General features: G+C 48.1%; 22 protein-coding genes and 1 pseudogene. 13 read left to right on the forward strand and 10 right to left on the reverse strand.

Translation table 11 applies throughout. The features are described from left to right. Positions 1 to 17 precede the first annotated feature (17 nt). Positions 18 to 1,007 carry a polysaccharide biosynthesis protein gene (locus tag gpAD87_RS18910; protein ID WP_064639869.1) on the reverse strand — a complete coding sequence of 330 codons (990 nt, stop codon included), beginning with the start codon at positions 1,005 to 1,007 and terminating at the stop codon, positions 18 to 20. An 18-nt stretch (positions 1,008 to 1,025) separates the two neighbouring features. Then, positions 1,026 to 1,715: a glycosyltransferase gene (locus gpAD87_RS18915; protein WP_064639871.1), complete on the reverse strand. Its 690-nt coding sequence runs from the start codon at positions 1,713 to 1,715 to the stop codon at positions 1,026 to 1,028. 355 nt (positions 1,716 to 2,070) lie between these two features. On the opposite strand from gpAD87_RS18915, the gene gpAD87_RS18920 reads away from it, so the two are divergent. Next, positions 2,071 to 2,781: a GT-D fold domain-containing glycosyltransferase gene (locus tag gpAD87_RS18920; protein ID WP_064639872.1), complete on the forward strand. Its 711-nt coding sequence runs from the start codon at positions 2,071 to 2,073 to the stop codon at positions 2,779 to 2,781. 111 nt (positions 2,782 to 2,892) lie between these two features. On the opposite strand, the gene gpAD87_RS18925 is transcribed toward gpAD87_RS18920, so the two are convergent. Then, the gene (locus gpAD87_RS18925; protein ID WP_064639874.1) at positions 2,893 to 3,309 is read right to left on the reverse strand and encodes a hypothetical protein; all 417 of its coding nucleotides are present in this window, start codon (positions 3,307 to 3,309) and stop codon (positions 2,893 to 2,895) included. A 189-nt stretch (positions 3,310 to 3,498) separates the two neighbouring features. Here gpAD87_RS18925 and gpAD87_RS18930 point away from each other — a divergent pair, with 189 nt between their 5' ends. From gpAD87_RS18930 to gpAD87_RS18980, 12 genes and pseudogenes are all read left to right on the forward strand, one after another. Beyond that, on the forward strand, positions 3,499 to 4,632 hold the full coding sequence (locus gpAD87_RS18930; protein ID WP_064639877.1) for an RluA family pseudouridine synthase: 1,134 nt from the start codon (positions 3,499 to 3,501) through the stop codon (positions 4,630 to 4,632). Positions 4,633 to 4,743: 111 nt separating this feature from the next. Continuing rightward, positions 4,744 to 5,325: a DUF1273 domain-containing protein gene (locus gpAD87_RS18935; protein WP_179087229.1), complete on the forward strand. Its 582-nt coding sequence runs from the start codon at positions 4,744 to 4,746 to the stop codon at positions 5,323 to 5,325. Positions 5,326 to 5,446: 121 nt separating this feature from the next. Next, positions 5,447 to 6,262, forward strand: coding sequence for an adenosylmethionine decarboxylase (speD, locus tag gpAD87_RS18940; protein WP_064639879.1), 816 nt, complete (start codon positions 5,447 to 5,449; stop codon positions 6,260 to 6,262). Positions 6,263 to 6,443: 181 nt separating this feature from the next. Further along, positions 6,444 to 6,854, forward strand: a complete 411-nt coding sequence (flgB, locus tag gpAD87_RS18945) for a flagellar basal body rod protein FlgB (protein WP_064639881.1) — start codon at positions 6,444 to 6,446, stop codon at positions 6,852 to 6,854. 228 nt (positions 6,855 to 7,082) lie between these two features. Further along, a pseudogene (locus gpAD87_RS32220) lies at positions 7,083 to 7,571 on the forward strand (GNAT family N-acetyltransferase); the annotation flags it as partial. A 204-nt stretch (positions 7,572 to 7,775) separates the two neighbouring features. Further along, positions 7,776 to 8,177 (forward strand): NUDIX domain-containing protein, encoded by a 402-nt coding sequence (locus tag gpAD87_RS18950; protein WP_231952778.1) that lies wholly within the window; start codon positions 7,776 to 7,778, stop codon positions 8,175 to 8,177. 229 nt (positions 8,178 to 8,406) lie between these two features. Continuing rightward, the gene (locus tag gpAD87_RS18955; protein WP_064639883.1) at positions 8,407 to 8,928 is read left to right on the forward strand and encodes an RNA polymerase sigma factor; all 522 of its coding nucleotides are present in this window, start codon (positions 8,407 to 8,409) and stop codon (positions 8,926 to 8,928) included. Further along, positions 8,918 to 10,237, forward strand: coding sequence for a DUF4179 domain-containing protein (locus tag gpAD87_RS18960; protein WP_064639884.1), 1,320 nt, complete (start codon positions 8,918 to 8,920; stop codon positions 10,235 to 10,237). The genes gpAD87_RS18955 and gpAD87_RS18960 overlap by 11 nt, the downstream gene beginning before the upstream one ends. Positions 10,238 to 10,349: 112 nt before the next feature. Then, positions 10,350 to 11,393, forward strand: coding sequence for a S66 family peptidase (locus gpAD87_RS18965; protein WP_064639886.1), 1,044 nt, complete (start codon positions 10,350 to 10,352; stop codon positions 11,391 to 11,393). Between the two features lie 64 nt (positions 11,394 to 11,457). Next, on the forward strand, positions 11,458 to 11,763 hold the full coding sequence (locus gpAD87_RS18970) for a hypothetical protein (protein ID WP_063564352.1): 306 nt from the start codon (positions 11,458 to 11,460) through the stop codon (positions 11,761 to 11,763). A gap of 365 nt (positions 11,764 to 12,128) precedes the next feature. Continuing rightward, entirely contained in the window at positions 12,129 to 12,824 is a 696-nt protein-coding gene (locus gpAD87_RS18975) for a threonine/serine exporter family protein (protein WP_231952780.1), read from the forward strand. A gap of 19 nt (positions 12,825 to 12,843) precedes the next feature. Beyond that, positions 12,844 to 13,293, forward strand: coding sequence for a threonine/serine exporter family protein (locus gpAD87_RS18980; protein WP_064639888.1), 450 nt, complete (start codon positions 12,844 to 12,846; stop codon positions 13,291 to 13,293). Between the two features lie 242 nt (positions 13,294 to 13,535). Here gpAD87_RS18980 and gpAD87_RS18985 read toward each other — a convergent pair whose 3' ends face one another. The 7 genes from gpAD87_RS18985 to gpAD87_RS19015 all read right to left on the reverse strand — a co-directional run bounded on the left by gpAD87_RS18985 (position 13,536) and on the right by gpAD87_RS19015 (position 21,876). Next, a complete protein-coding gene (locus gpAD87_RS18985; RefSeq protein ID WP_064639890.1) occupies positions 13,536 to 15,404 on the reverse strand; it encodes a transglycosylase domain-containing protein in 1,869 nt (622 codons plus the stop codon). Further along, entirely contained in the window at positions 15,398 to 16,186 is a 789-nt protein-coding gene (locus tag gpAD87_RS18990) for a hypothetical protein (protein ID WP_157258491.1), read from the reverse strand. Before gpAD87_RS18990 ends, gpAD87_RS18985 begins: the two co-directional genes overlap by 7 nt. 396 nt (positions 16,187 to 16,582) lie before the next feature. Beyond that, a complete protein-coding gene (locus gpAD87_RS18995; RefSeq protein ID WP_064639894.1) occupies positions 16,583 to 17,719 on the reverse strand; it encodes a sensor histidine kinase in 1,137 nt (378 codons plus the stop codon). Positions 17,720 to 17,773: 54 nt separating this feature from the next. Beyond that, on the reverse strand, positions 17,774 to 18,496 hold the full coding sequence (locus gpAD87_RS19000) for a response regulator transcription factor (protein ID WP_063564620.1): 723 nt from the start codon (positions 18,494 to 18,496) through the stop codon (positions 17,774 to 17,776). Between the two features lie 348 nt (positions 18,497 to 18,844). After that, positions 18,845 to 19,303, reverse strand: a complete 459-nt coding sequence (locus gpAD87_RS19005) for a DinB family protein (RefSeq protein ID WP_082935176.1) — start codon at positions 19,301 to 19,303, stop codon at positions 18,845 to 18,847. Positions 19,304 to 19,486: 183 nt separating this feature from the next. Continuing rightward, positions 19,487 to 20,431, reverse strand: coding sequence for a DUF1963 domain-containing protein (locus gpAD87_RS19010; protein ID WP_064639896.1), 945 nt, complete (start codon positions 20,429 to 20,431; stop codon positions 19,487 to 19,489). Positions 20,432 to 20,586: 155 nt separating this feature from the next. Next, positions 20,587 to 21,876 carry an ammonium transporter gene (locus gpAD87_RS19015; protein ID WP_064639898.1) on the reverse strand — a complete coding sequence of 430 codons (1,290 nt, stop codon included), beginning with the start codon at positions 21,874 to 21,876 and terminating at the stop codon, positions 20,587 to 20,589.

Consider the following 21,876-nt stretch of genomic DNA (forward strand, 5'->3'; position numbering starts at 1 on the left):
GGTCCGCCTCCCTTCTATTAATGAATAAAGCCGCCTGCACGTAAAAATTGGGCAATAGCGGAACGGTTCATCATTGCGCTGTCTGAACGATACTCGGAAAAGGTCACGCGAGGCAGCCCATTGTATGGATCTGTCAGGCGTTTGTCCGGTTCCTGTGGCAAAATCACATAATATTGTTCGTCATATTTGTAGGTACGTGGTGCCTCGAAGGGGGAAATGAGTACTTCATGCAATTTTTCGCCCGGTCGAATCCCGGTTACTGTATAGTCGTGAGCCGGACGACCTGCCTGTTCCAGCATGACCGAAGCCAGATCCGTCATTTTGCAGGCCTTCATTTTCATTACAAAAGTCTCGCCGCCCACGGCTGCCTCAGCCGCCTTCAGCAACAAATGAATAGCTTCCGTCCGCGTCAGGAAAAAGCGGGTCATGCCTTTGTCCGTAATGGTCAGGCTCTTGCCTTCATCAATCTGACGACGGAACAACGGAACGACACTGCCGCTGGTCCCGAGCACATTGCCCCCGCGAATACACACAAAACGGGTGGACTCACTCAGCCCATTAGCACGAATCATCATCTTTTCCCCCAAAGCCTTGGTCATGCCGTACACGTTAATCGGATCTACCGCCTTGTCGGTGGAGACATCAATGACTTTGGCAACCTGCATGTGAATCGCAGCACGAATAATATTTTGCGTGCCGATGACGTTGGTCTTGAACGCTTCATCCGGCTGATCCTCGCATACCGGGACGTGTTTCAGTGCAGCCAGATGGAAAAGAACATCAACCCCGCGACAAGCTTCCTCCACAGCCCGATAGTCGCGAATGTCCCCAATGACAAAACGCAAACGTTCATCATGACCGAAATCCCGCTGCATCGTTATCTGGGCGTACTCATTACGCGAGAAAATCCGAATCTCGGCCGGATTCTGCTCCAGCAGCACCTCGGTCAGTTTTTGTCCCCAGGAGCCTGTTCCTCCGGTGATCAGAATCGTTTGTCCTTTAATCATGGTTGAATCCCTCCTTGTTCAGATCATGAATTCGCGTAATACCGCAGCCATCTCTTCCCGGTTTAACCGATCTTTGGGCGGTACTTTTTTGATCGAAGTATTGCTGGAATGCACAATATTCACGTAATTGCGCGGAGCTAGCAGCTCATGCGGAAGCTCAATGACATTGCCATGTGTTCCCCGGCCCGGCAGCTTCACCCGGTATCCTGCTGCATACTCCGCCGTTTTATATAGGTAGACATAGAACTGCGGGGAACGATGGAACGCTGGTGCCATCTCATGATTCACGCTGTCCCACAGATATCCATTCTGATTAATGAGTGCCATCGTTCCGGGCTGCGGCTGCACATCATAGAGCTGTTGAACAAACGTCTTATGATACAGATCATCCGAATCCAGTCGGGCAATATAGATATCCTCTGCTCCCTCGGCAAAAGCCAGAATGGCACGCACACTTTCGATATTTGTTCCAAAACGGATATTGGAAGGCATTGGCTCCTGTTCAGCCAGAATCTCTTGCATCAGTTCCCCGGATTCCTTGGACAGCTTCACCACGGTCAGGAAATCCTGATTCGTCTGGGCCATAAGGCAATGCAAAGTGAATCTACGAAAAATGCCCACCCGCCGCTCCAGCCACTCTCTCGTCAAGCGCTGCGGGTCCATTCCGTAATTGTTGAAGTTAATCTCAATAACCACTTTTCTGGACATACCCTTCCTCCTCATTCATTCTGTGATCTTCTTTCAATTCAGTCAGACTATTTTCATAGTCTTTGCAGCCCTTTCCACGCCAAAAACGGCCTCTGTCTGCCTGAAGCTGCCATACAGAAGCTCTAGTCAATCCAGCCGACTCTATAACGTATGAAAAAATAATAGAACCGGTCCGGACACTTGCACGTGTTCTTCCATAAATCAGCTTTTACATAAGCCCGCCAGCGCTCACCTGTACCGGAAGTAGATTGATATATACCCGAAGATGCGCCCTGCGGGTCGAACGCACAATACGTAGTCGAATCCGCAACATAGAATAGAGCAATTGAATTTTCAAAGGGGGCCTCATACCAGAATGAATGCAATCTATCTTGAAATGGATGGTGTGCTGGATCAACTTGAAGCCGCGGTGAGAGAGCAGCGTCCTTTCTCTCTGGTCCGTGTGGGCGATGGGGAGAATATCGTCATGTCCCAGGAAACGGTCTGGACCACGGAACAGGTTCTGCAAGAGCGTTGGGCCATCAAGGCCAATCTGGGTCAAAAAGGACTGCGTCTACCCAATCTGCAGCTCCGGGATGAGGTCGCCGCTTCCTTACAACGGGCGAATATCGTAGGCGTTCTTCCACACGGGGACAGTACCATCAAAGCCCCAGAGCATCTCAAAAGACAGCTGACCGACACGGTGTTCGCGCATTTCGGCATTTCTCCGGCACTGACTTGTCATGCCTGTGTCAATAGGGAACTCGCGCAGGTGCCCCGCTTCTGGAGTATGCTCGCAGGCAAGCGTATACTGCTCGTTACCCGCGAGATTGAACAGCTGCGGGCCATGCTCGTTCAGGAGCCGTATCACCTGAATATTACAGCTGCGCTGCCCTTCGACGGCTGGGATCAGATGCAGGAAACACTGCAATGGATTCAAACGAATCAGGACACCTTCGATGTAGCTCTCTTCTCCTGTGGCGTAAACGCGGTTGTCCTTGCGGAGCGGACAGCGGCACTTGCGGGCAAAGTAGCCATCGACTTCGGCAAAGCCAACAACATCATTTTGAAAGGCCGCGCCAACTAGTTTGTAAAAGTGGATACTACAACAAAAAATCCCGGACTCCTTGGAGCCGGGATTTTTGTCTGCTCATCATAAGATGCCGTATGATAACACTCTTCCTGTTGAACCTTCTGTTCACAGGAACCAATTGGTGGCTGCAATACCATAGAACACTTCGGGTCCGGTTCGTACCGATGTGGATACCCCTGAAATAAACGATGTATACACACTTTCCAGTGCAGGCGGTGCGGACAGATCCTGTGCAGTGAACGAATGAAATTCAGCGCCACCGTTCTGACCTACTGTACCTTCGGCGCGATAGATTACAAAGAACGGATCGTAAACACTGCCCCGTACAAGTTCAACAACGAACGTATCCCCCACTTCTCCAGTAACGCCAACCGTGCCATTCAAGGTGATAATGGGGTTTGGGACACCAAGGGTCTGCAAACCAATGGATCCGAACGCTTCTGGTGATGGGCCCAAAGACAAACCGGGCTGTCCTACGCTTCCCGAGTTCATCGAACTTCTCATATCGAGAAACACACCCATGAGTAACACCTCCAATGCTATGGGATACGTTATTCTATGAATCTCGACTCTCTTTGGACTGGATGGGTAACAGATTCCATCCACCTATTTTTATTTGCCCCCGGTTAATGGTATATTGAACTGCATAACGAAATGAACGGATCGTATGCACACAAGCGGTACAGGCTGTTCAGAAGGAGATTACTATTTATGAATAAACGCAAACGCCCAACAGGCAATACATCGGCAAAGGGGAAAGCATCCACAGGTTCGTCCACAGCACGGTCCGGTCGGTCCACTTTTACTTCCGCCAAATCATCAGGACCTTCCACATCACGCAATGCAGGAGCGGCGAAGAAGCCAGTAGCCGCCAAATCCTTCGCGGCTCCCAAGAAGGCCGGAGCACCCAAACCCAAAGCAGCCAAACGCTCGGGCAATTCCTATTATCGCAAGCAAGAACCACCACGCCCGTACAAGGTTACTGAACCGGATGAGCTGCTCAACTTTTTGCTGAAACACTTGAAGTCCGGCCGGAATGCGGTCAAATCCATTCTGGGTCGTGGACAGGTTTCCGTTGATCAGAAAGTGGTGACCAAGTTTAATCTGGAGCTGACGCCGGGGCAAATCGTAACGATCAGCAAAGAAGGCGCAGTTGCCGCTCCTTCTCTGACGGGCATTAACATTTTGCATGAAGACGATGATATCATCGTCATTCGCAAGGAAGCCGGACTGCTATCCATTGCCGCTGACAAAAGTGATGATCTTACCGCTTATCGCCAGTTGACCGAGCATGTTCGCCGTACCGACGCGCTGAACCGAATATTTATTGTCCATCGTCTGGACCGCGACACTTCGGGTGTCATGATGTTTGCCAAGAGTGAAGAAGTGCAGCAGAAGCTGCAGGACAACTGGAAAGAGAATGTACAGGAACGTTTGTATGTTGCCCTTGTGGAAGGCGCCGTTGCGAAAGAAGAGGGCACCATTTCCTCATGGTTGAAAGAAACCAAAACGCTCAAAATGTATTCTAGTTCTCGCCCGAATGATGGACAACATGCCATTACACACTACAAACGTCTACAATCGAACCGCGAGTTCTCCTTGCTGGAAGTCCGTCTGGAAACGGGACGCAAAAACCAGATTCGTGTGCATATGGAAGATCTGGGCCATCCCATCGCAGGCGACAAAAAATACGGTGCTCATACCAAAACACTGGGTCGCCTCGGATTGCATGCACGGGTACTCTCGTTCATCCATCCAACGTCGGGTGAGCTGATGAGATTTGAGACGGATATTCCAAAACAGTTCCTCTATCCATTCCGTACGGATGCTCCATCAGCGAACTAACGGGATGATTCAAAGAACAGGCATCGCTGACTCAGTGACTTCAGCCGATACTGGACATGCCACGGTGCTGGAACTGGCCGATGGCCTGACCACGCCTGAAAGGAGGAACCGATGCTGAAAAACGTGTTAATTACCGGTTATCGTGCACATGAACTACAGATTTTTGGACAGAAGCATGAGGGAATTCCTTTCATCAAAAAGGCGATCTCCTCCCGTCTTACACCTCTGGTCGAAGACGGGCTGGAGTGGGTGCTGACACCAGGCCAATACGGTGTAGACCTGTGGGCCTGTGAAGTGGTGCTTGAGCTGAAGAAGACATTCCCGGATCTGAAGCTGTCGATCATTACCGCTTTTCAGAATCCCGAGGAACAATGGAAGGAAGACAAACAGGAGTATTATCGCTCCATTCTGCAAGGTGTGGACTATTATGGTGCGATTAGTCGTCAGCCGTATATCGGCCCTTGGCAGTTTACTGCGCGAGACGACTTACTGCTGCGCAAAAGCGACGGTCTTCTGCTCGTGTATGATGAAGATGCCGGGGATGGCAGTCCCCGTTTTATAAAGGAAAAAGCGGTCAAAAAACAGCAGAATGAAGATTATACGATCATCAGCATTACCTCCGAGGATATTCAATCGGTCGCCGAAGATGAACGGATGAACGATGTCGGGGATTACGAAGATCCTTCATTCTGATCTGTGCACGACTGGAGTAGCAAAGAATGAAGTACATATGTTTTTTTTGGCGGCAGGTTGGGTATAAGTAGTAGTAAAACTGCGATTACCATGTCGTATGGGACAAAGGGGAACTGCAACCATGACATTAACGCCAGAGCAGCGCATTCAACTGCATGGATTCAACAACCTGACCAAGTCGCTGAGTTTCAATATGTACGATATTTGTTATACGAAAACCAAAGATGAACGCGAAGCTTACATTGAATATATTGATGAACAATATAATGCGGCCCGGCTGAGCAAAATCCTGAATAACGTGTCTGACATTATCGGTGCCCATGTGCTGAATGTCGCCCAACAGGACTATGTTCCCCAGGGTGCAAGTGTGACGATGCTTGTGTCGGAAGGCCCCATTGTGGAGATCCCCGAAGAATCCTTCGATGAATCTCCAGGCCCACTGCCCGATAATGTTGTCATGCAGCTCGACAAAAGCCATATTACCGTTCATACGTACCCCGAATTCCACCCGAGCGAAGGCATCAGTACGTTCCGGGCAGATATTGACGTCTCTACCTGTGGTGAAATCTCACCACTAAAGGCACTGAACTATCTAATCCACTCGTTCGATACGGATATCATGACGATGGACTACCGGGTACGTGGTTTTACACGGGATACGAGTGGACGCAAGCTCTTCATTGATCATGAGATCGGCTCGATCCAGAATTACATTCCGGATGAGATCAAGAGCAGCTTCGACATGATTGACGTGAACGTCTATCAGGAGAACATTTTTCACACCAAATGCAAACTGAAAGAATTCGATCTCGATAACTATCTGTTTGGTTATACCAAAGATAAACTGAGCAAAGCCGAGCAACAGGAAATTACGGAGTGGTTGAAGCTGGAGATGGATGAGATTTATTATGGCAAAAACATCAATCGTCCTTCTTAATGGCTAATTCGTGAGGACTGATTCATAACGACTGAGACAAGGATAAGATGTCATAAAGGTAGGATTTCGTAATGAAACCTCCGCCATGCGCTTGTCCTTTTCTTTTGCCTAACTTGACAGGCAGCAGCTCATTTTTTTATGATGAAAGCAATTGCATTTTCCATTGAAGGAGACTGAGCCGTTGATTGAAACGAACACTTCCAGACGCAATGAATCTCTGTTACAAGCGCTGAACGCGCAGCACAAGGTTACCACTGAAAATATTGCCAATGCAGACACACCCAATTACAAAAAGAAATCGGTGGATTTTGAGGAAGAGCTTAGACGTATCATTGAGAATGGCAAAACAGATCAGCTCGATATGAAGCGGACTCATGAAAAACACTTTCCGGTCAGTAATCCCAATGACCCCATCGTAAACTACCGGATTGTCGAGAACAACGAAACATCCATGAATAATAACAACAATAACGTTGATATTGACAAGGAAATGGCGAACCTTTCGGAGAATCAGCTTATGTATAACTACATGGTTGATCGGGTCAGCGGGCACTACAAGAAAATGAAAAACCTGTTGCAGGATATGAAATAATGAATGGTAGAGCAGCCCTTTGGCTGCTTTTTGTTTTGTCTACATTCGGAAACATGTAGATGATCTATATTGAATTATATTGATCTACATTATCGCATTTAGCGTCGCTTTTCTTTTCCTAATCAGGAGGATATTCTCCCCTGCTTGTGCCCTTTTTCAGTATCCTCTATGATTCGTAGTATAATGAGATAAAATGTATGATTTCATATCCAATAAAAGAGGTGCAACATGGCTCCACATCATTTAAATGCTTTTCAAGGCTCCAAAGTCCGGCTGGCCGCTCCTTGCCCAGAAGACTGTATGCGGCTCTCCCGCTTCACTGACAGTTATGATTACTTGCGTAATCTGGATACCGACATTGCTGTTCCGCTAACGCCGGATGAGACGGGGTCATCCGCAGTTCGCAGAGACAACGGCTTTGAATTTGCACTGCGTACACTGGAGGACAATCGGTTCATCGGATTCACGGCCCTCTACCGAATCGAATGGAATAACCGCTCTGCACGCCTGGCCATTGGCATTGGTGATGACAAAGATCGGGGTAAAGGATACGGCAGTGATGCTCTTGCCCTGATTATTCGTTATGGATTCCATGAATTGAATCTGAACCGGATTGCGCTGGAAGTGATTGAATACAATGAAGCTGCGAGGCGCGCCTATCTGAAAGCCGGATTTCGGGAGGAAGGCCGTCAGCGCTCTGCCGTTCTACGGGATGGCATGCATTATGATCTGATCTCCATGAGTATCCTTGCAGAAGAATGGTCAACGCAGACCAAACTTCCGCTCGCGTTTCAGTCTACTCATGTCCAAGGAGCTAAACAGACGGAAGATCACTCAGACTCACGATTGGTCGCTGCCGAAGGATCTGCGTTGTCCTTACTTAACACCAAAGGTACAGAGAACTCTACTGTGCAACCTCGGATTGGTGTCGGAGCGGTCATCCTCAACGAACGTAATGAAGTCCTTTTGGTTTGGCGGAATCGTCAGCCTGAACAGTACACCTGGAGTATCCCTGGGGGCAAAGTCGACCCATACGAATCGCTGGAAACGGCGGTTATTCGGGAAATTAAGGAAGAAGTCGACCTCGATATTGCCATCGAGGGATTACTCTGCACGGCCGAAACCATTCGTCCGGAACAGGAAGAACATTGGATATCCGTCCTCTATTTCACGCGGGTCATCCGCGGTATTGCCCGCAATCTGGAGGAAGGCGGTGCTATTGGTGAGATCGGCTGGTTCCCACTGAACGATCTCCCCTCTCCGCTAGCGAGTTTTACCGTGCCTGGCCTACAAGCCATAAAGCAACTCTATTCCCAAGATTGAGTGTGGAAACCGTGAATTAGAATGATGAACTACAATAAATGCATAACAACCGCCGAACTCCTTTTTCAAAGTCAAAGGGGAGCTTGGCGGTTGTTTTCAGTTTTCTGCGCAATTTCCTTCTTTGTGATAGTCTCAGTACGTGTATACATAACTTTTTTTCCAAAATCAAGAACCGTTTGGCCCTTTGCACGGTCTAATACGCAACAACATCCATGAAAGGAGGAGCCATGTGACCCCTGCTCAACTGACCATCGCCGCACAAAAAGGGGATGCCGCGGCTTTTGCAGCCTTAATGGAGATGCATCAGAGCCGACTGTACCGGATCGCCTGTGCCTATCTGCACAACGAGGGCGATGCGCTGGAAGCGATACAGGAATGCACCTACAGAGCTTATCGAAAGCTCAAGAAATTAAAAGAACCCTCCTATTTCGCCACTTGGCTAATCCGCATTCTGCTGAACTACTGTGCAGACGAACGCAAACGCAAGAGCCGGTTCAGCCACGTTACCGAAATTCATGAACCCAGCAGCTGGGACCAGCCCGCAGACCCTGATCTGGCCGCAGCCGTCTCTGCGCTGGATCGGGATTGCAAACCAATTATTATTCTAAGCTATTTCGAAGGTTTCTCCTTAACAGAGGTCGCTGATATTCTCGAAATTCCGACCGGAACCGTAAAATCCCGACTGCATCGAGCACTTAGGCAGCTCCGGGACCAACTTGAAACGAAAGGAGATGTAACTCATGAGCGATGAGATGAAGTCATTTGAAGCACTTGAAGAGCGTCTGAATGATCGTAAAACAGAATACGACGCCATGTCTGTACCGGATGCCGAAGCATATCAGGCTGTACAGGCCGGAATTCGTCAGGCTGCGCGCAAGCGCAAGTCCCGGCTGCGCTGGGTTATGAGCTCCATATCGGCAGCCGCAATCATCCTCGTGTTTACGGGATGTATCCGCGTCTCCCCCGCTTTTGCGTCCTTTGTGGAGCAACTGCCAGGCATGGAGGGCATCGTCAGTATGATTCGCCAGGACAAAGGATTAATGATGGCCATCGATCAGTCACTCTTGCAGAAGGTTGGTGTGACCGATGAGCATGATGGTGCTTCCTTGACCGTTGAAGGCATTATCACAGACGAGTCACGCATGGTCATTTTTTACACAATGAAAGGCATGAAAGATCTGGAGAAGGGTCGATATGATATCGATTTGCTTGATAGGGATGGAAAAAAGCTGCCTGTTGCGTTTAGCTACTTCTCTCCTACGCCGGCTTCAGAAAGTGGCATTTATGAGGATAAAATCGATGTCTCATTCACAGAGTCTTTACCGCCACAAGAACTGACCGTTGTATTTAAGGAACGAGGTAAGGAACCGAATAATAAGTGGAAAGTCACTTTCCCCGTGGATCGCAGCTTAACGAAAGGCATGAAAAAAATCATTCCCATAAACCAAACAATGACCGTGGACGGGCAGCGTATTCATGTAAAACAGGCCGTTCTGTATCCCACTCGCCTTGTACTTGATATCGAATATGATCGGAACAACACCAAAAAAATCTTCGGAATTCGTGATTTGCAGTTGGTAGATGAGCAAGGCCGAGCATGGCGAACGGATTCCTCCTCCATCGGAGGCTCTGGAAGTTCTGTCTTTTTCGAGAGCATGTACTTCTCCACTCCGAAAAAACTGACGCTGCAGGGGTCTGGTCTTTCAGCAGTGGATAAGGACGAACTGGTTATCAGCATCGATCCATCCTCAGGTGAAATACAAGGTGGCCCCTCGAGTTTGAAATTGCTGCAAAGCACGGTCCAGGGCAAAAATCTCATCCTCGAGTTTTCAATTGCAGACGCTCAAAATGCTACTTCTGGGCTATCATTTACCAATATCGAGGATAGCAAAGGAAACCCTTTGGACATTAATGAAGTAGGTTGGAGCCCTTCCGTCTTTGAAGCAAGAGTTGTCATTAAAAATGGAACCGCAGCCAAAGGAAATCTGACAATGGAAATATACTCTTACCCTGATCAAATTCGTGCACCGTTCTCTATTGAAATCCCTGTGACTCCCTAAAGGAAATGTAACAGCCATAATCGCAAGCCACATGAAGTAGCCATGTACTATAATGAAAATATCAACCATCTAGAATTAAATCGATATGTTCACAAGAAAGGGTGTTTCCAAAATGAATAACCGTTCGATCCGTTACCCGCAACCACTCGCTCCGGGAAATACCATTGGCGTGGCTGCACCATCCAGCGGTGTAAGTGAATCCTTGCATCATTACCTTGAAGAGAGCAGGCACAACATGGAGCGCCTTGGTTTTGGTGTTCAGGAAAGCCCATTTCTACGGCATAACACCAAATGTGTAAGTTCCTCCAAGGAAGAACGCGCAGCCGAGATCAATGCATTTTTCCGTGACCCTGAGATTCAGGCTATTATCCCTCCGTGGGGTGGAGAGTTCCTTATGGATATCCTGCCCCTGCTGGATTGGGATGCTTTGAAAACGTTGCCGCCCAAATGGGTTATGGGATATTCGGATATCAGCACCTTTTTATTCGCATACACCCTGATCACCGGAACGGCTTCGGCACATGGTACGAACTACGTGGATCTAAGGTCCAACGATCTCGATCCGGTGACCGCCCGCTGGATTGATGTATTACAGACAGGCCAGGGAGGCCAGATCACTCAGTCTTCCTCCACTCACTATCAATCGGAATGGAAACCGGAGTTGTCGACGTTCAATCTGGATACTCCTTCTCACTGGAAACAGCTAGGGCAGTCCGAAGGAGCAGACTCGCAAGTTACATTCTCAGGTCGGTTGATCGGCGGCTGCATGGATACGATCACCTGTCTGATTGGCACACCTTACGCACCAGTTGAAGCGTATCTTGATCAGTATTGTGCAGAAGAAGGAACGATCTGGTATCTGGAAAGCTGTGAGATGAATGCGGGTGATATCTACCGTCATCTATGGCAGATGAGACAGGCAGGCTGGTTTGCAGGCGTAAAAGGCTTCATGTTCGGTCGACCTGCTGGTTATACCGATACAGGAGATTTCAACTTCATCGATGCCCTGTCTTCGGCTCTCGGAGATATGGATGTTCCCGTACTGTATGATGTGGATCTTGGCCACATCCCGCCACAGTTAACTTTTGTGAATGGCGCACTGGGCAATGTGGCTTATCAGAATGGGCATGGAAGACTTGAGATGGCATTTGTGTGATCACCTTTTGTAGGCAGATGCATACCTTGAAGTAAGAAATTATTTTGAGGAAGGGTTGTGCATCATGTCTGAATCCACATCCACACCATCCGCACGGGTCGTATACCAAGCCAATCAACCAATGCTCCAATCCGTGCAAAGTGTGCGGAATATGCTTCATCATACAGCCCGGCAGCATGTAGGCAAGAATGTGCAAGTCCAGAATATCGATGGTCAGGTATGGGAAGGTGTCATTATCAGCGCAGATCGGGGAATACTGTATCTCCAGGTTACGCCGATGCATGGATATCCTGAGCCACGTGCCTTGTTTGGACCAACCATTCTGCCACTCGTGCTGTATGAGCTGTTGGTCATTACCCTGTTGATGTAGTTGTTTTTTGTCTCGATTGAGCCTAACCCAAGAAGCTTCACTCCCTTTGACCATCAGGCCCCGGGAGCGAAGCCTTTTTGGGTTTTAGGAGTTATCGGGTTATCAATTTGGTGTGAATGTATGCATTAATCTCTGCAACCTGAATGACTTCCTTTAGTTCGTGCGGTATGTTTCCTTGCTAACGTGTGAAATATGATACAATGGTGTCGGCACCAAGCCTTATCTCATATGAACGGAGCTTGATCCGGTTGGAATATATCCCTCATGATCCTCCACCCGTGCCTCAGTCTGAGACGGAGCTGGTTGGGACAAATCATACTGAACAATCCCGCGTGATTGCAATCTGTCTATTGGCAGGCAAAATCATGCTGCAAAGCGGCGGTGAGACCTATCGTGTGGAAGATACGATGAAACGCATGGCTGCCGCGCTGGGCCTTCCCCATTCGCACAGTTATGTTGTGCCCACAGGTATCTTCTTCTCGGTTGATGCAACCGAGCCTGCCAAGCTGATACGGATCTCTGAACGAACCACAGATTTGCACAAGGTATCCGAAGTGAATGCCGTTTCCCGGCGTATTGGACAAGGTGAATTGTCCGTTGAGGATGCCTATGCATTGTTACAACAAATTGAGGGACAGCCCTCCTCCTATTCTGCGGTTGTGCGGCTTACGGCGGCGGCGTTATCCAGTGGGTGCTTTACCATTATGTTTGGTGGAGGCTGGGTCGACTTTCTCCCTGCGGTACTCTGCGGTGGTATTGGCTATGCAGCGGTCATTGCCTTCCATCGACTGGTACTCGTGAAATTTTTTGCCGAGCTGACAGCTTCATTTGTCATCGGTTTGCTCGCCTTTTTGCTTGTGTATATGGGCGCGGGTCATGAACGGGACAAAATCATTATTGGCTCAGTCATGCCCCTGGTACCGGGACTGCTGATTACCAATGCTGTGCGTGACCTGATGGCCGGGCATCTTGTGTCCGGGTTATCCAAGGGAGCCGAGGCGTTTCTGACGGCTTTTGCGATCGGTACCGGCATCGCTGTTGTTTTTTCACTTTTTACGTAAGATGGAGGAGTTGCAGGTTATGCTTCATTTTATTGAACAGGCCCTGACCAGCTTTGTCGCCTCGGCCGCATTCGGTATTATTTTCAACGCTCCTCGGCGCATGCTGCTTCACGGTGGATTTGTCGGCATGATCGGCTGGATCATCTATATTGTGCTCGAATATGCTGCGGATGCTGTTCCTGCTACCTTGGCAGCGACCATCGCGGTTGGTGTCATAAGCCAGCTGTTCTCCCGCATGTTTCGCGCGCCCGTCATTATCTTCAGCGTAGCAGGTATCATTCCGCTCGTTCCCGGTGGACTGGCGTATAATGCGATGCGTAATTTTGTGCAAAATGACTACGGCGCTGCCATGGAGATGGCTGCCAAAGCGCTCATGTTATCCGGTGCCATCGCGATTGGACTCGTATTGTCCGAGGTGTTGAACCAGGTGATTCGTCGTATACCCGAATCATTGCGAGCAAAATCCTGACACAGCAGAAGAATATATTATCACTAAACTAAAACGATAAAGACCTGTTGGAGAGAGGGTAAACGCTGTCTCCAACGGGTCTTCTATATTTCCAGCCAATGTTGATCCGTTATCATCAAATTTGCAGTGTTTTGTTTTCATCGTTGTATCCATTTGTATGATAACTGTACAATAGTTAAAAAAGAACTCCCCATGTCTCTTGGACAATCCTTGTCCATTGGTGTACGGTAAACCATTCTCTTTTATGGCAAAGCACGCTTCATAACCGACGCAAATAAATCCGCCGCCACACCACTTCCGGATCTCATATAATGCTCTGCATCCGTACGATCAAATCCCATCCAGACTGCAGCCGTCCACTTGCTGGTATATCCTACAAACCACAGATCCCGATTCGCCTCCTTGCTTATACCAGGTAATGCAGCCTGCGTTGTTCCTGTCTTCCCCGCTACTTTATGCTGACTCAGCTGTGCCCTTCTACCTGTTCCTTGACTGACCACATCTTGGAGCATGCCGGTCATGGCCGTTGCCGTACTGGTGGAAATCACCTGCTTGGTCTCTGGCTTAAAAGCATAGATTTTCCGGCCGCGTGAATCCGTAATTTCACGAATTAGATGTGCCGTATTGAACTTGCCGTTATTGGCAAACACGGAATATGCCTGGACCATTTTTTGTGGAGACACCCCTTTGTGTAAACCACCCAAGGCAATCGACAGATTGAGATCTTCCTTGCCCAGTTCAATGCCCAATCGACCCGCAAATTGATGTGCGCTTCCCAGTCCTGTCTGATGCAGCAGCCATACAGCCGGAGCATTGATGGAATTTTCAATGGCTTGCGACATCGTAACAGTACCTCTGTAACGCCCGCCCAAGTTGCTTGGTTGATAACTCCCATATTTCATGCGTTGATCAGGCAGCATGCTCTCTGGCTTAAACCGACCAGATTCCAATGCAGGTCCGTATGCAATAATGGGCTTAAATGCAGAACCAGGTTGTCTTGCATCCGTGGTTGCCCGGTTAATGCCTCCTTTTACAGGGTCACGTCCACCCATCATCGCTTTGACTTCACCGTTATGCTGGTCCAGTATGACCATACTCGCCTGCACTTGCTCATCCTCACGATCATCAGTGAACCGGGAAGATTCACGAAATGCTTGCTCCATCGCCAGCTGCGCTTGATCATCCAATCCCGTACGAATGGTCCAGCCTGCGGATTGAATCTCTGCTCCACTCTTGCCTGTGAGTCGGGAAGCCTCCTCGATTACCGCATCCAAGGCAGACACGTAGGCAGGCACTGTTGATCCTGGAGCCGATGCAGATGTTAAATTAGGCGGGGTATAGTCCACACTTCGCGCTTCCTCCATCTGTTTCTTGGTAATGATTCCTTGCTTATGCATGAGTCCAAGAACTACAGAACGCCTCTCTTTGGACAGGTCTTCCCGATCCACTGGATTGTATATGGAAGGTCCCTTCGGAATTCCGGCCAGCGTAGCCATTTGCCAGATCTCCAGCTGATGTAGATCCTTAATCCCGAAGTAGCGCCATGCCGCGGCTTTAACCCCATATTGCTGGCGCCCCATATAAATGTGATTCAAATACAGCTCCAATAGCTCTTCCTTGCTAAATCTCTTTTCCATCGCCATGGCAATCGACATTTCATTCACCTTGCGAACCAGCGTTTTATCTCCGTTCAAATACAGATTTCTGGCCAGTTGCTGTGTAATCGAACTGCCTCCCTGACTCAGGTTCATATGTAAAACATCCTGCACAACCGCCCTGCCAATCCCGATAAAATCCAGGCCGTCGTGGTTATAGAAACGTCGATCTTCCGTAGCCAGAAACGCCTGCTTTAACAGATCGGGCATATCCATCAAATCGGCATACTCCGCATATCCCTTGTTTTGCACTTGTAATCTCGAAATTTCTGTTCCGTCTGCATTGGTAATGACGGTGGAAGAGGCCACCGAAATGGCCTCAGGATGATTGCGAAGTACACCTTCGCCGTAAGTAACTAGATAGATATAGCCGACCGCAAGCAAAATAACGATTACTACAGAGGCATCAAATATGTGATAAAGATAAATTCCACGCCTTATGCTGGATCTCAACATTCAGGCTCCCTAAATACATGTGGATTGGAGCCTGAATGTTCCTGTGGCTTCATTTCCATAGAATCCAGGGCAAGTTCCAGCCTTAACGTCTGTTCATACGCCAGCCTGACCCAGTGCTGAATCTCCGCTTCATCCCGGCAGCGTCCTTCTATGATCGTATCAAGCGAAGAACGAACACCGTAGAGAGTCAGTTTAATCGGTAGATCGGCAATTATGCGACCAGATTGTGATCCAACCAAATCTGCTTGAATACGTTGCTTATGGCTTCTCTCACTTTCTAACACCATTTGTTGCCGGCTACTTTTATCATCATACATACCAGAACTGAACCATTCTTCGCCTCTCGTCTCTCGATCTGTCCACTCCTGGTCTGAACTATTTAAGCGCTCCGCTTGAATACGTATCGCAATGTCATTCAGATCCGCGGCAATCTGTCGCAACTCTCCTCCGTTCAACACTTCTATCTGTGCTGGAATTCGGCCATTTGCCAGTTCATGAGTTCCACGACCAATCACCTTGAGGTCATCTGCAATCTTCTGGGATCGAATCCAAAAAAACAACGCAAACATACCCCCACCGATGAATATAACCAATGGCGTTGTACCGATATGGTTTATCACCCAGTACATAATGCGAGTTATTCCTGTTGTCTCCGATAGGATATGATGGTGGGCAAAACGCAACATGTGATAAACGACAAATAGGAGCGCTACGCTAAGTAACGCGCTTGCTCCGCAAATATATATGTAGCTCAATCTGACTGTACGTAATAATAATCTCATATTCGGTATCCTCCTCATTTTTGCAGTTCATGTGTACGATTGAGGTTAAGAATACCGAATATTTCTTAATGAGAAAGTGGGTAACTTCTTATCATTTTCTTAATTCAGCAATTATATAAATTGAACTAAAGAATATTTACACTTGCCACTTCGATAACAGAACAACATTCCGATCACTATTATCCCCAGATTTTTTTGATTTCCTTATTTAAAGGGGAAAATCCGGGGATAAAGGCGAGGCGTATGCTTTCGATGCAGCTTTCTTTCAGAAAGCTTTTAGCTCTGCTTCTTCAGGTTATTTCTGTCCTCTACGTTATCGTGTAAATGTTTAGTTCAATTTATATAGATATGTTGAATCAAGCAAGATCTAATACATCGGACGAGAATTCTTTCAAGTTACCGTTCCTCTGTATCTCTGTTCATCGGAGGAGCAGTCACCGGAAAACGCGTAACAAAATCGGTTCGGCCCTGTTCACTGTAGGCAGTGATACTCCCGCGATGTAATTCAATCATGGATTTGGCAATAGCCAGCCCCAGTCCGGTGCCGCCTGTGTCGCGAGAGCGGGATTTGTCTACCCGGTAGAATCGATCGAATAAGTGCGGCAAATCCTGCGCCGGAATGGGTTCACCATAATTGCTAATGCGCACCACAGCTTCTTCACCTTCAAGAGACAACGCAATCTCCATCACTTTGCCCTGTGCCCCATAACGGATCGCGTTACTGAACAGGTTCTCATACGCACGAACAAGCTCTCCTGGAGCGGCCTGAATCCATAAAGGTTCTTGTCCATCAATGATCTTGTATGTCATGCCCGCTTCTTCCAGCATCGGAGCGAACTCCTCCGCAAGCTGCATCAGGAATGGATTCAGGTTCAAGGAAGTCAATGACAAGGGTAAGCTACCACCACTGACACGGGTATATTCGAACAAATCGTCGATTAGCTTCCTTAATGTTAAGGATTTCTCGTACGCAATACTTACGTAATAGCGCATCTCAATTTCATCCTGGTACCGATCCTTCTCTATGTATTCCAAAAATCCGAGAATAGAGGTCAGCGGCGTCCTCAAATCATGAGAAATGCCTGTAATCAAGTCATTTTTGGCAGCGACCGCACTACGCTCCTCCTGCAATGACAGCTGCAATTGTTCAGCCATCTGATTAATACTGGCAGCCACAACGCCAAATTCATCCGATGTCTTCACCTTGATCCGATGAGACAGCTCCCCTTTGGCAACTTCCTGAATTCCCGCCGTAATCTCGTCCAGAACCAGCATTACCCTACGCGTGAACAGGAAAAAGAATAGCACAAAGCCAAGTATGCCAACCATAATCATTAATGGCACCGACCCAATATTGTTCACCAGCCACCTGATTCCCATTGCAGGAATCGAATAATTAGGATAGGTCTGAGCCGCCAGAATGGAGTGTACAACTTTGCTGCCCCCATACAAAATAGCCGCCGTCAAAATGCCACTCAGCAGAAATGCGTAGATAAATTTCCACCGGACTGTGTTAATTAATTTTGAATTCATCTCGGAACTCCCTGCTCACGCTCTTTATCCAAAGAACCTTATAGACGCACGTGCTTATTGTGGTTTGATCATCTTATAGCCAACACCCCATACCGTCTGTATGAACTTGGGATGTTTGCTATCGAGTTCGATTTTCTCACGAATCTTACGGATATGCACCATGACAGTGTTGTTGGACTCCATAAACTCCTCTTTCCAGACCTGCCTGTAGATCTGCTCCATACTCAGCACAGAGCCTTGATGGCGTGCCAGCAGCTCCAGAACGGCAAATTCACGGGGAGTCAAGCGAACAGGCTGCTCATCCACCCAGACCTCATGCGTATCGGTGTTGATGACCAGATCGTCAATCACCCACTCATGCTCCTTGCTTTCCCGGCCCTCATTGAAGGTATGGTACCTGCGAAGCTGTGACTTTGCCCGTGCCACAAGTTCAAGCGGGTTAAAAGGCTTGGTCACATAATCATCAGCACCGATGCTCAGCCCTGTGATTTTATCCATATCCATGCTTTTGGCGGACAGCATAATGATCGGCATTTTCTGCTCTTCCCTAATTTTCATACATGCTTCAATTCCGTCCATATTCGGCATCATGACATCCAGAATGATCAGATCAATTGGCTCTTTCTTCAATTGCTCAAGCGCCTCGATCCCATCACTGGCTGTGAGAACCCGGTATCCTTCATTGCCAAAATAAATCTCCATCAGTTTAATAATATCCTGCTCATCATCCACAAGCAGAATGGTTGCTGGCTGTGCCACGGCATTATTCCTTTCCATTCCATGAATCATTGCTTGTTCAAAGTATACCACTAGGAAATGAATCTGCGAAAATCATTGCCCTCGGAAAGAAGCAAAAACGTTGGATTTCCGGTAAACTGAGTACCCTCCATAATGGAAACGATTATGGAAACCCGATGCAGCTTCTGAATAGGTTCATCTCTCTCTCTCTCTCTCTCTCATCAGTGGTATTGTTTTCTTCCACTTCGCAATCTCTATTATTAACATATAGTATCGTCGATCTAATCCTTGCTTAACCGTTGCTTGTTGCGGATAACATGCTCTATGTATTCTATTAAATCTTGCTCTATAATTAGGCAGAACCTCACATTATGGACCTGGATCTATCTATTCAAACAACGCTACTTTGGGCTCTATACCAGTCAGTGTCAGCATCGTATGCAATTGACCCCTGTGGTGATACACATGTCCCATGATCTCAAGCAGCCACTCCAGACGACTGTACGAAGCTCCCCAATAGGAGTCAGTCACCTGTAATAATTCCTCCGTATTAAACTGTCTATATCGATGATAGAGGTACATCTGATTCGCAATCAGCGCTTCTTTGATCTCACTCAGTGAATTCGGCTGATTTTCCTCGTAAAACAAAGCCATTTCTTCTTCGGAAGCTCCCTCCGAAATATGTACATCTGCACGACAAATGACGGATAGATGAGAAAGCAATTCTCCGACCGGCCGTTTGCCCTCAATCGGAGTCAAAGCCAAGTCCTGCTCCGACAGTTGGTCACATAAATTGATTAATGATGTCACTGCCACATCAATATGTTTAAATGCAGACTGAATCAACAGAAACACTCCCTTTTTATCCCATTATATAGAACGTATGATCGCTAATCAACCATAAATTCCCCCTTTATATATAAACCAGCTTTGATCGAAAACCAACAATAATGAACAAAAAAAGTCCCTCCTCCCCCATATAGACGGAATTTGGGACATTTTGTTGCTCCGATGATAACAAACATGAACTCAACTTGAATATAACGAACAATACGTTTGATCGAATCGTCCTGCGAACAAGTCAGCCTTGCGAATGAAAAATTGAAGCTCCCCACAATCCCACCATTGAAAACCGATAGCGTCATGCGTATCAATTTTTAATAGAAGCAAGGTATCCGCAAGCTCTTGTTGTGTCCGTTTCTCATCCCCGCCATAATGTTCAGTCAGCTTCCTCTCACACGCCTGCTCGTCATAAGTATACTCTTCACCAAGTACGATCTGTAACAGCGCCTGGTGTTCGGCATCCGGATGCTGACCGTCAGGGTATCCAAACATGCCACCCCAGTTCTGCGTACTCGGATGATTCCAGCTGGACTCAAATTCCAGGTATCGGTCATATAGACCTTCCTCCCCTTCGACAGCTACCGTTCCACCAGACAGCGGGGCGGCGATTGCATTCAGAGCCAGAGAATCAATGTATGCATATGTAGGAAACTCGAGATTAGGCAGCACTGTTACCGAATGTGCTACAAAATCGTCCTTACCCAGCGCGGTTTCGCCATCAGGCTCTCGCCTTATCAGGTTATGAGCGTCCGGCTCGTAAATCACACGATGCTCAATATGATAAGCCGGTTCATCCACACCAATGAAGAAGTATAACATGCCCCGTTCGGGCAAACTCCCTCGCCCATCATTAGGCGTATATGGCGTCAAATCCACGAGATTCAACTGGGCCAGGAACGTCATGGGCACCCCATCCTGTGTCAAAGGCCATTTCATGTTGCTCGGCAGATCCGGATTTCCACCTACACGTGAATTTCCTGTTCTGCGATACTCATCGATTGTCGATACATCAAGGCGAATTCCCCAACGGCTTGAAGATAACAACAGATCGGCAGCATTACCCAATCCATACTCCTCAAGAGTTTTCCGGGCTTTTCTGGTCAGACGTTCACATTGTTCAGGTTTAATCATACAGATCCTCCCCTTCTGACAATACATCTATGGTGAGACATATTCAGGTTCACACCTGTATATTCTTCCGCTGACGCTTCTTTCCCTGCTTCTAGCGAAAAAAGAGACTGACATCCGTTGTCAGTCTCCTTCCTTATTATCCATTCGGTTCATTCTTAACGATCCCGATTCGGTGAATCATTCTGGAAAGCACGAATATGTTCCTCGCCATCTAAAAATTCATGGGACTGGTGTGCAGCCATTACACCATGATAGCTAATATCCAGACCCAAATCTTCCTCTTCTTCCGTGGAACGGACAGGAACGATCTTGCCAATCAGTTTCAGACCAATCCAGGTCATGACAAATCCCCAGACGACCAAAGCCGTGAGGCCGAGCGCCTGAACACCCAGCAGCCTCCAGCCACCTCCCATGAACAAGCCACCATCGGTTGCAAACAAACCCACGGCAATCGTTCCCCACATCCCGGATACAGCATGAACAGGGAACGCACCCACCGGGTCATCAATCTGCCTGCGGTCCAGCCAATTCGTTGCAGCCATCATGAGTAATCCAGATACCGCCCCGATGAATATCGCAACTACATCACTGACAAAAGCACACCCCGCCGTAATACCGACCAGACCGGCCAGCGAGCCATTAATGACCGATGGTGCGTCTGAACGATTGAATCGGAACAAGGTGTAAAGCAGTGTAGCCGCACCGCCCGAAGCAGCAGATAACATCGTAACGATGGCAATGTGACCGATCCTTACATCAGTCGCACTGAGCGTACTTCCTGCATTGAAGCCAAACCAGCCGAACCACAGCAGAAATGCACCTACAGATGCCAGCGGCAGATTGCTCGGAAGCGCAATGGCACTCACGCCAAGCGGTGTGTATTTGCCTTTACGCGGCCCAATAATAATTGCTGCAGCCAGTGCAGAGAACCCGCCCAACGCGTGAATAACTGCGGAACCGGCAAAATCCTGCATCCCCAGCTTGCTGAGCCAACCGCCGCCCCATGCCCAGTGTCCACCAATCGGATAAATGATTGCCGTCATCAATATGATGTACAGCAGATAGGCACGAAAGTTAATCCGTTCAGCTACAGCACCCGATACGATGGAAATGACGGCAATGGTGAACGCGGCCTGGAACAGCCAGAATGTTTCCAATGAAACGGGTACATCCAGGTGAGACAAGTCTCCATTGAGGAAAAATCCGGTTATGCCTACAAAACCTCCGGCATCAGAGCCATACATCAAGCCAAATCCGATGGCATAGAAAAGCAACGTTCCAATCGTAATGTCAGCGAAAACCTTCATAATAATATTTACGCTATTTTTATAACGTACAAAGCCAGCCTCCAGGAGCGCGAATCCGCCCTCCATCAACAAAATCATGGCTGCACTCAGTACGACCCAGACCGTATCAATCCCGGAGCTTAACGTCTCCAAAGTCAT

Origin of the sequence: Paenibacillus sp. AD87, assembly GCF_001659845.1 — a bacterium.
In the GTDB taxonomy this organism is placed as follows: Bacteria; Bacillota; Bacilli; order Paenibacillales; family Paenibacillaceae; genus Paenibacillus; species Paenibacillus marchantiae.

Bases quoted from the DNA above. Each gene is read 5' to 3' on its own strand.
- gpAD87_RS19010 (WP_064639896.1), bottom strand. From the start codon at position 20,431: ATGATTAAACCTGAACAATGTGAACGTCTGACCAGAAAAGCCCGGAAA.
- gpAD87_RS18910 (WP_064639869.1), bottom strand. From the start codon at position 1,007: ATGATTAAAGGACAAACGATTCTGATCACCGGAGGAACAGGCTCCTGG.
- gpAD87_RS18965 (WP_064639886.1), top strand. From the start codon at position 10,350: ATGAATAACCGTTCGATCCGTTACCCGCAACCACTCGCTCCGGGAAAT.
- gpAD87_RS18915 (WP_064639871.1), bottom strand. From the start codon at position 1,715: ATGTCCAGAAAAGTGGTTATTGAGATTAACTTCAACAATTACGGAATG.
- gpAD87_RS18935 (WP_179087229.1), top strand. From the start codon at position 4,744: ATGCTGAAAAACGTGTTAATTACCGGTTATCGTGCACATGAACTACAG.
- gpAD87_RS18925 (WP_064639874.1), bottom strand. From the start codon at position 3,309: ATGGGTGTGTTTCTCGATATGAGAAGTTCGATGAACTCGGGAAGCGTA.
- gpAD87_RS19000 (WP_063564620.1), bottom strand. From the start codon at position 18,496: ATGGAAAGGAATAATGCCGTGGCACAGCCAGCAACCATTCTGCTTGTG.
- gpAD87_RS19015 (WP_064639898.1), bottom strand. From the start codon at position 21,876: ATGACTTTGGAGACGTTAAGCTCCGGGATTGATACGGTCTGGGTCGTA.
- gpAD87_RS18920 (WP_064639872.1), top strand. From the start codon at position 2,071: ATGAATGCAATCTATCTTGAAATGGATGGTGTGCTGGATCAACTTGAA.
- gpAD87_RS18975 (WP_231952780.1), top strand. From the start codon at position 12,129: ATGCTGCAAAGCGGCGGTGAGACCTATCGTGTGGAAGATACGATGAAA.
- gpAD87_RS18985 (WP_064639890.1), bottom strand. From the start codon at position 15,404: ATGTTGAGATCCAGCATAAGGCGTGGAATTTATCTTTATCACATATTT.
- speD (WP_064639879.1), top strand. From the start codon at position 5,447: ATGACATTAACGCCAGAGCAGCGCATTCAACTGCATGGATTCAACAAC.
- gpAD87_RS18970 (WP_063564352.1), top strand. From the start codon at position 11,458: ATGTCTGAATCCACATCCACACCATCCGCACGGGTCGTATACCAAGCC.
- gpAD87_RS18990 (WP_157258491.1), bottom strand. From the start codon at position 16,186: ATGAGATTATTATTACGTACAGTCAGATTGAGCTACATATATATTTGC.
- gpAD87_RS18980 (WP_064639888.1), top strand. From the start codon at position 12,844: ATGCTTCATTTTATTGAACAGGCCCTGACCAGCTTTGTCGCCTCGGCC.
- gpAD87_RS18930 (WP_064639877.1), top strand. From the start codon at position 3,499: ATGAATAAACGCAAACGCCCAACAGGCAATACATCGGCAAAGGGGAAA.
- gpAD87_RS18960 (WP_064639884.1), top strand. From the start codon at position 8,918: ATGAGCGATGAGATGAAGTCATTTGAAGCACTTGAAGAGCGTCTGAAT.
- gpAD87_RS18995 (WP_064639894.1), bottom strand. From the start codon at position 17,719: ATGAATTCAAAATTAATTAACACAGTCCGGTGGAAATTTATCTACGCA.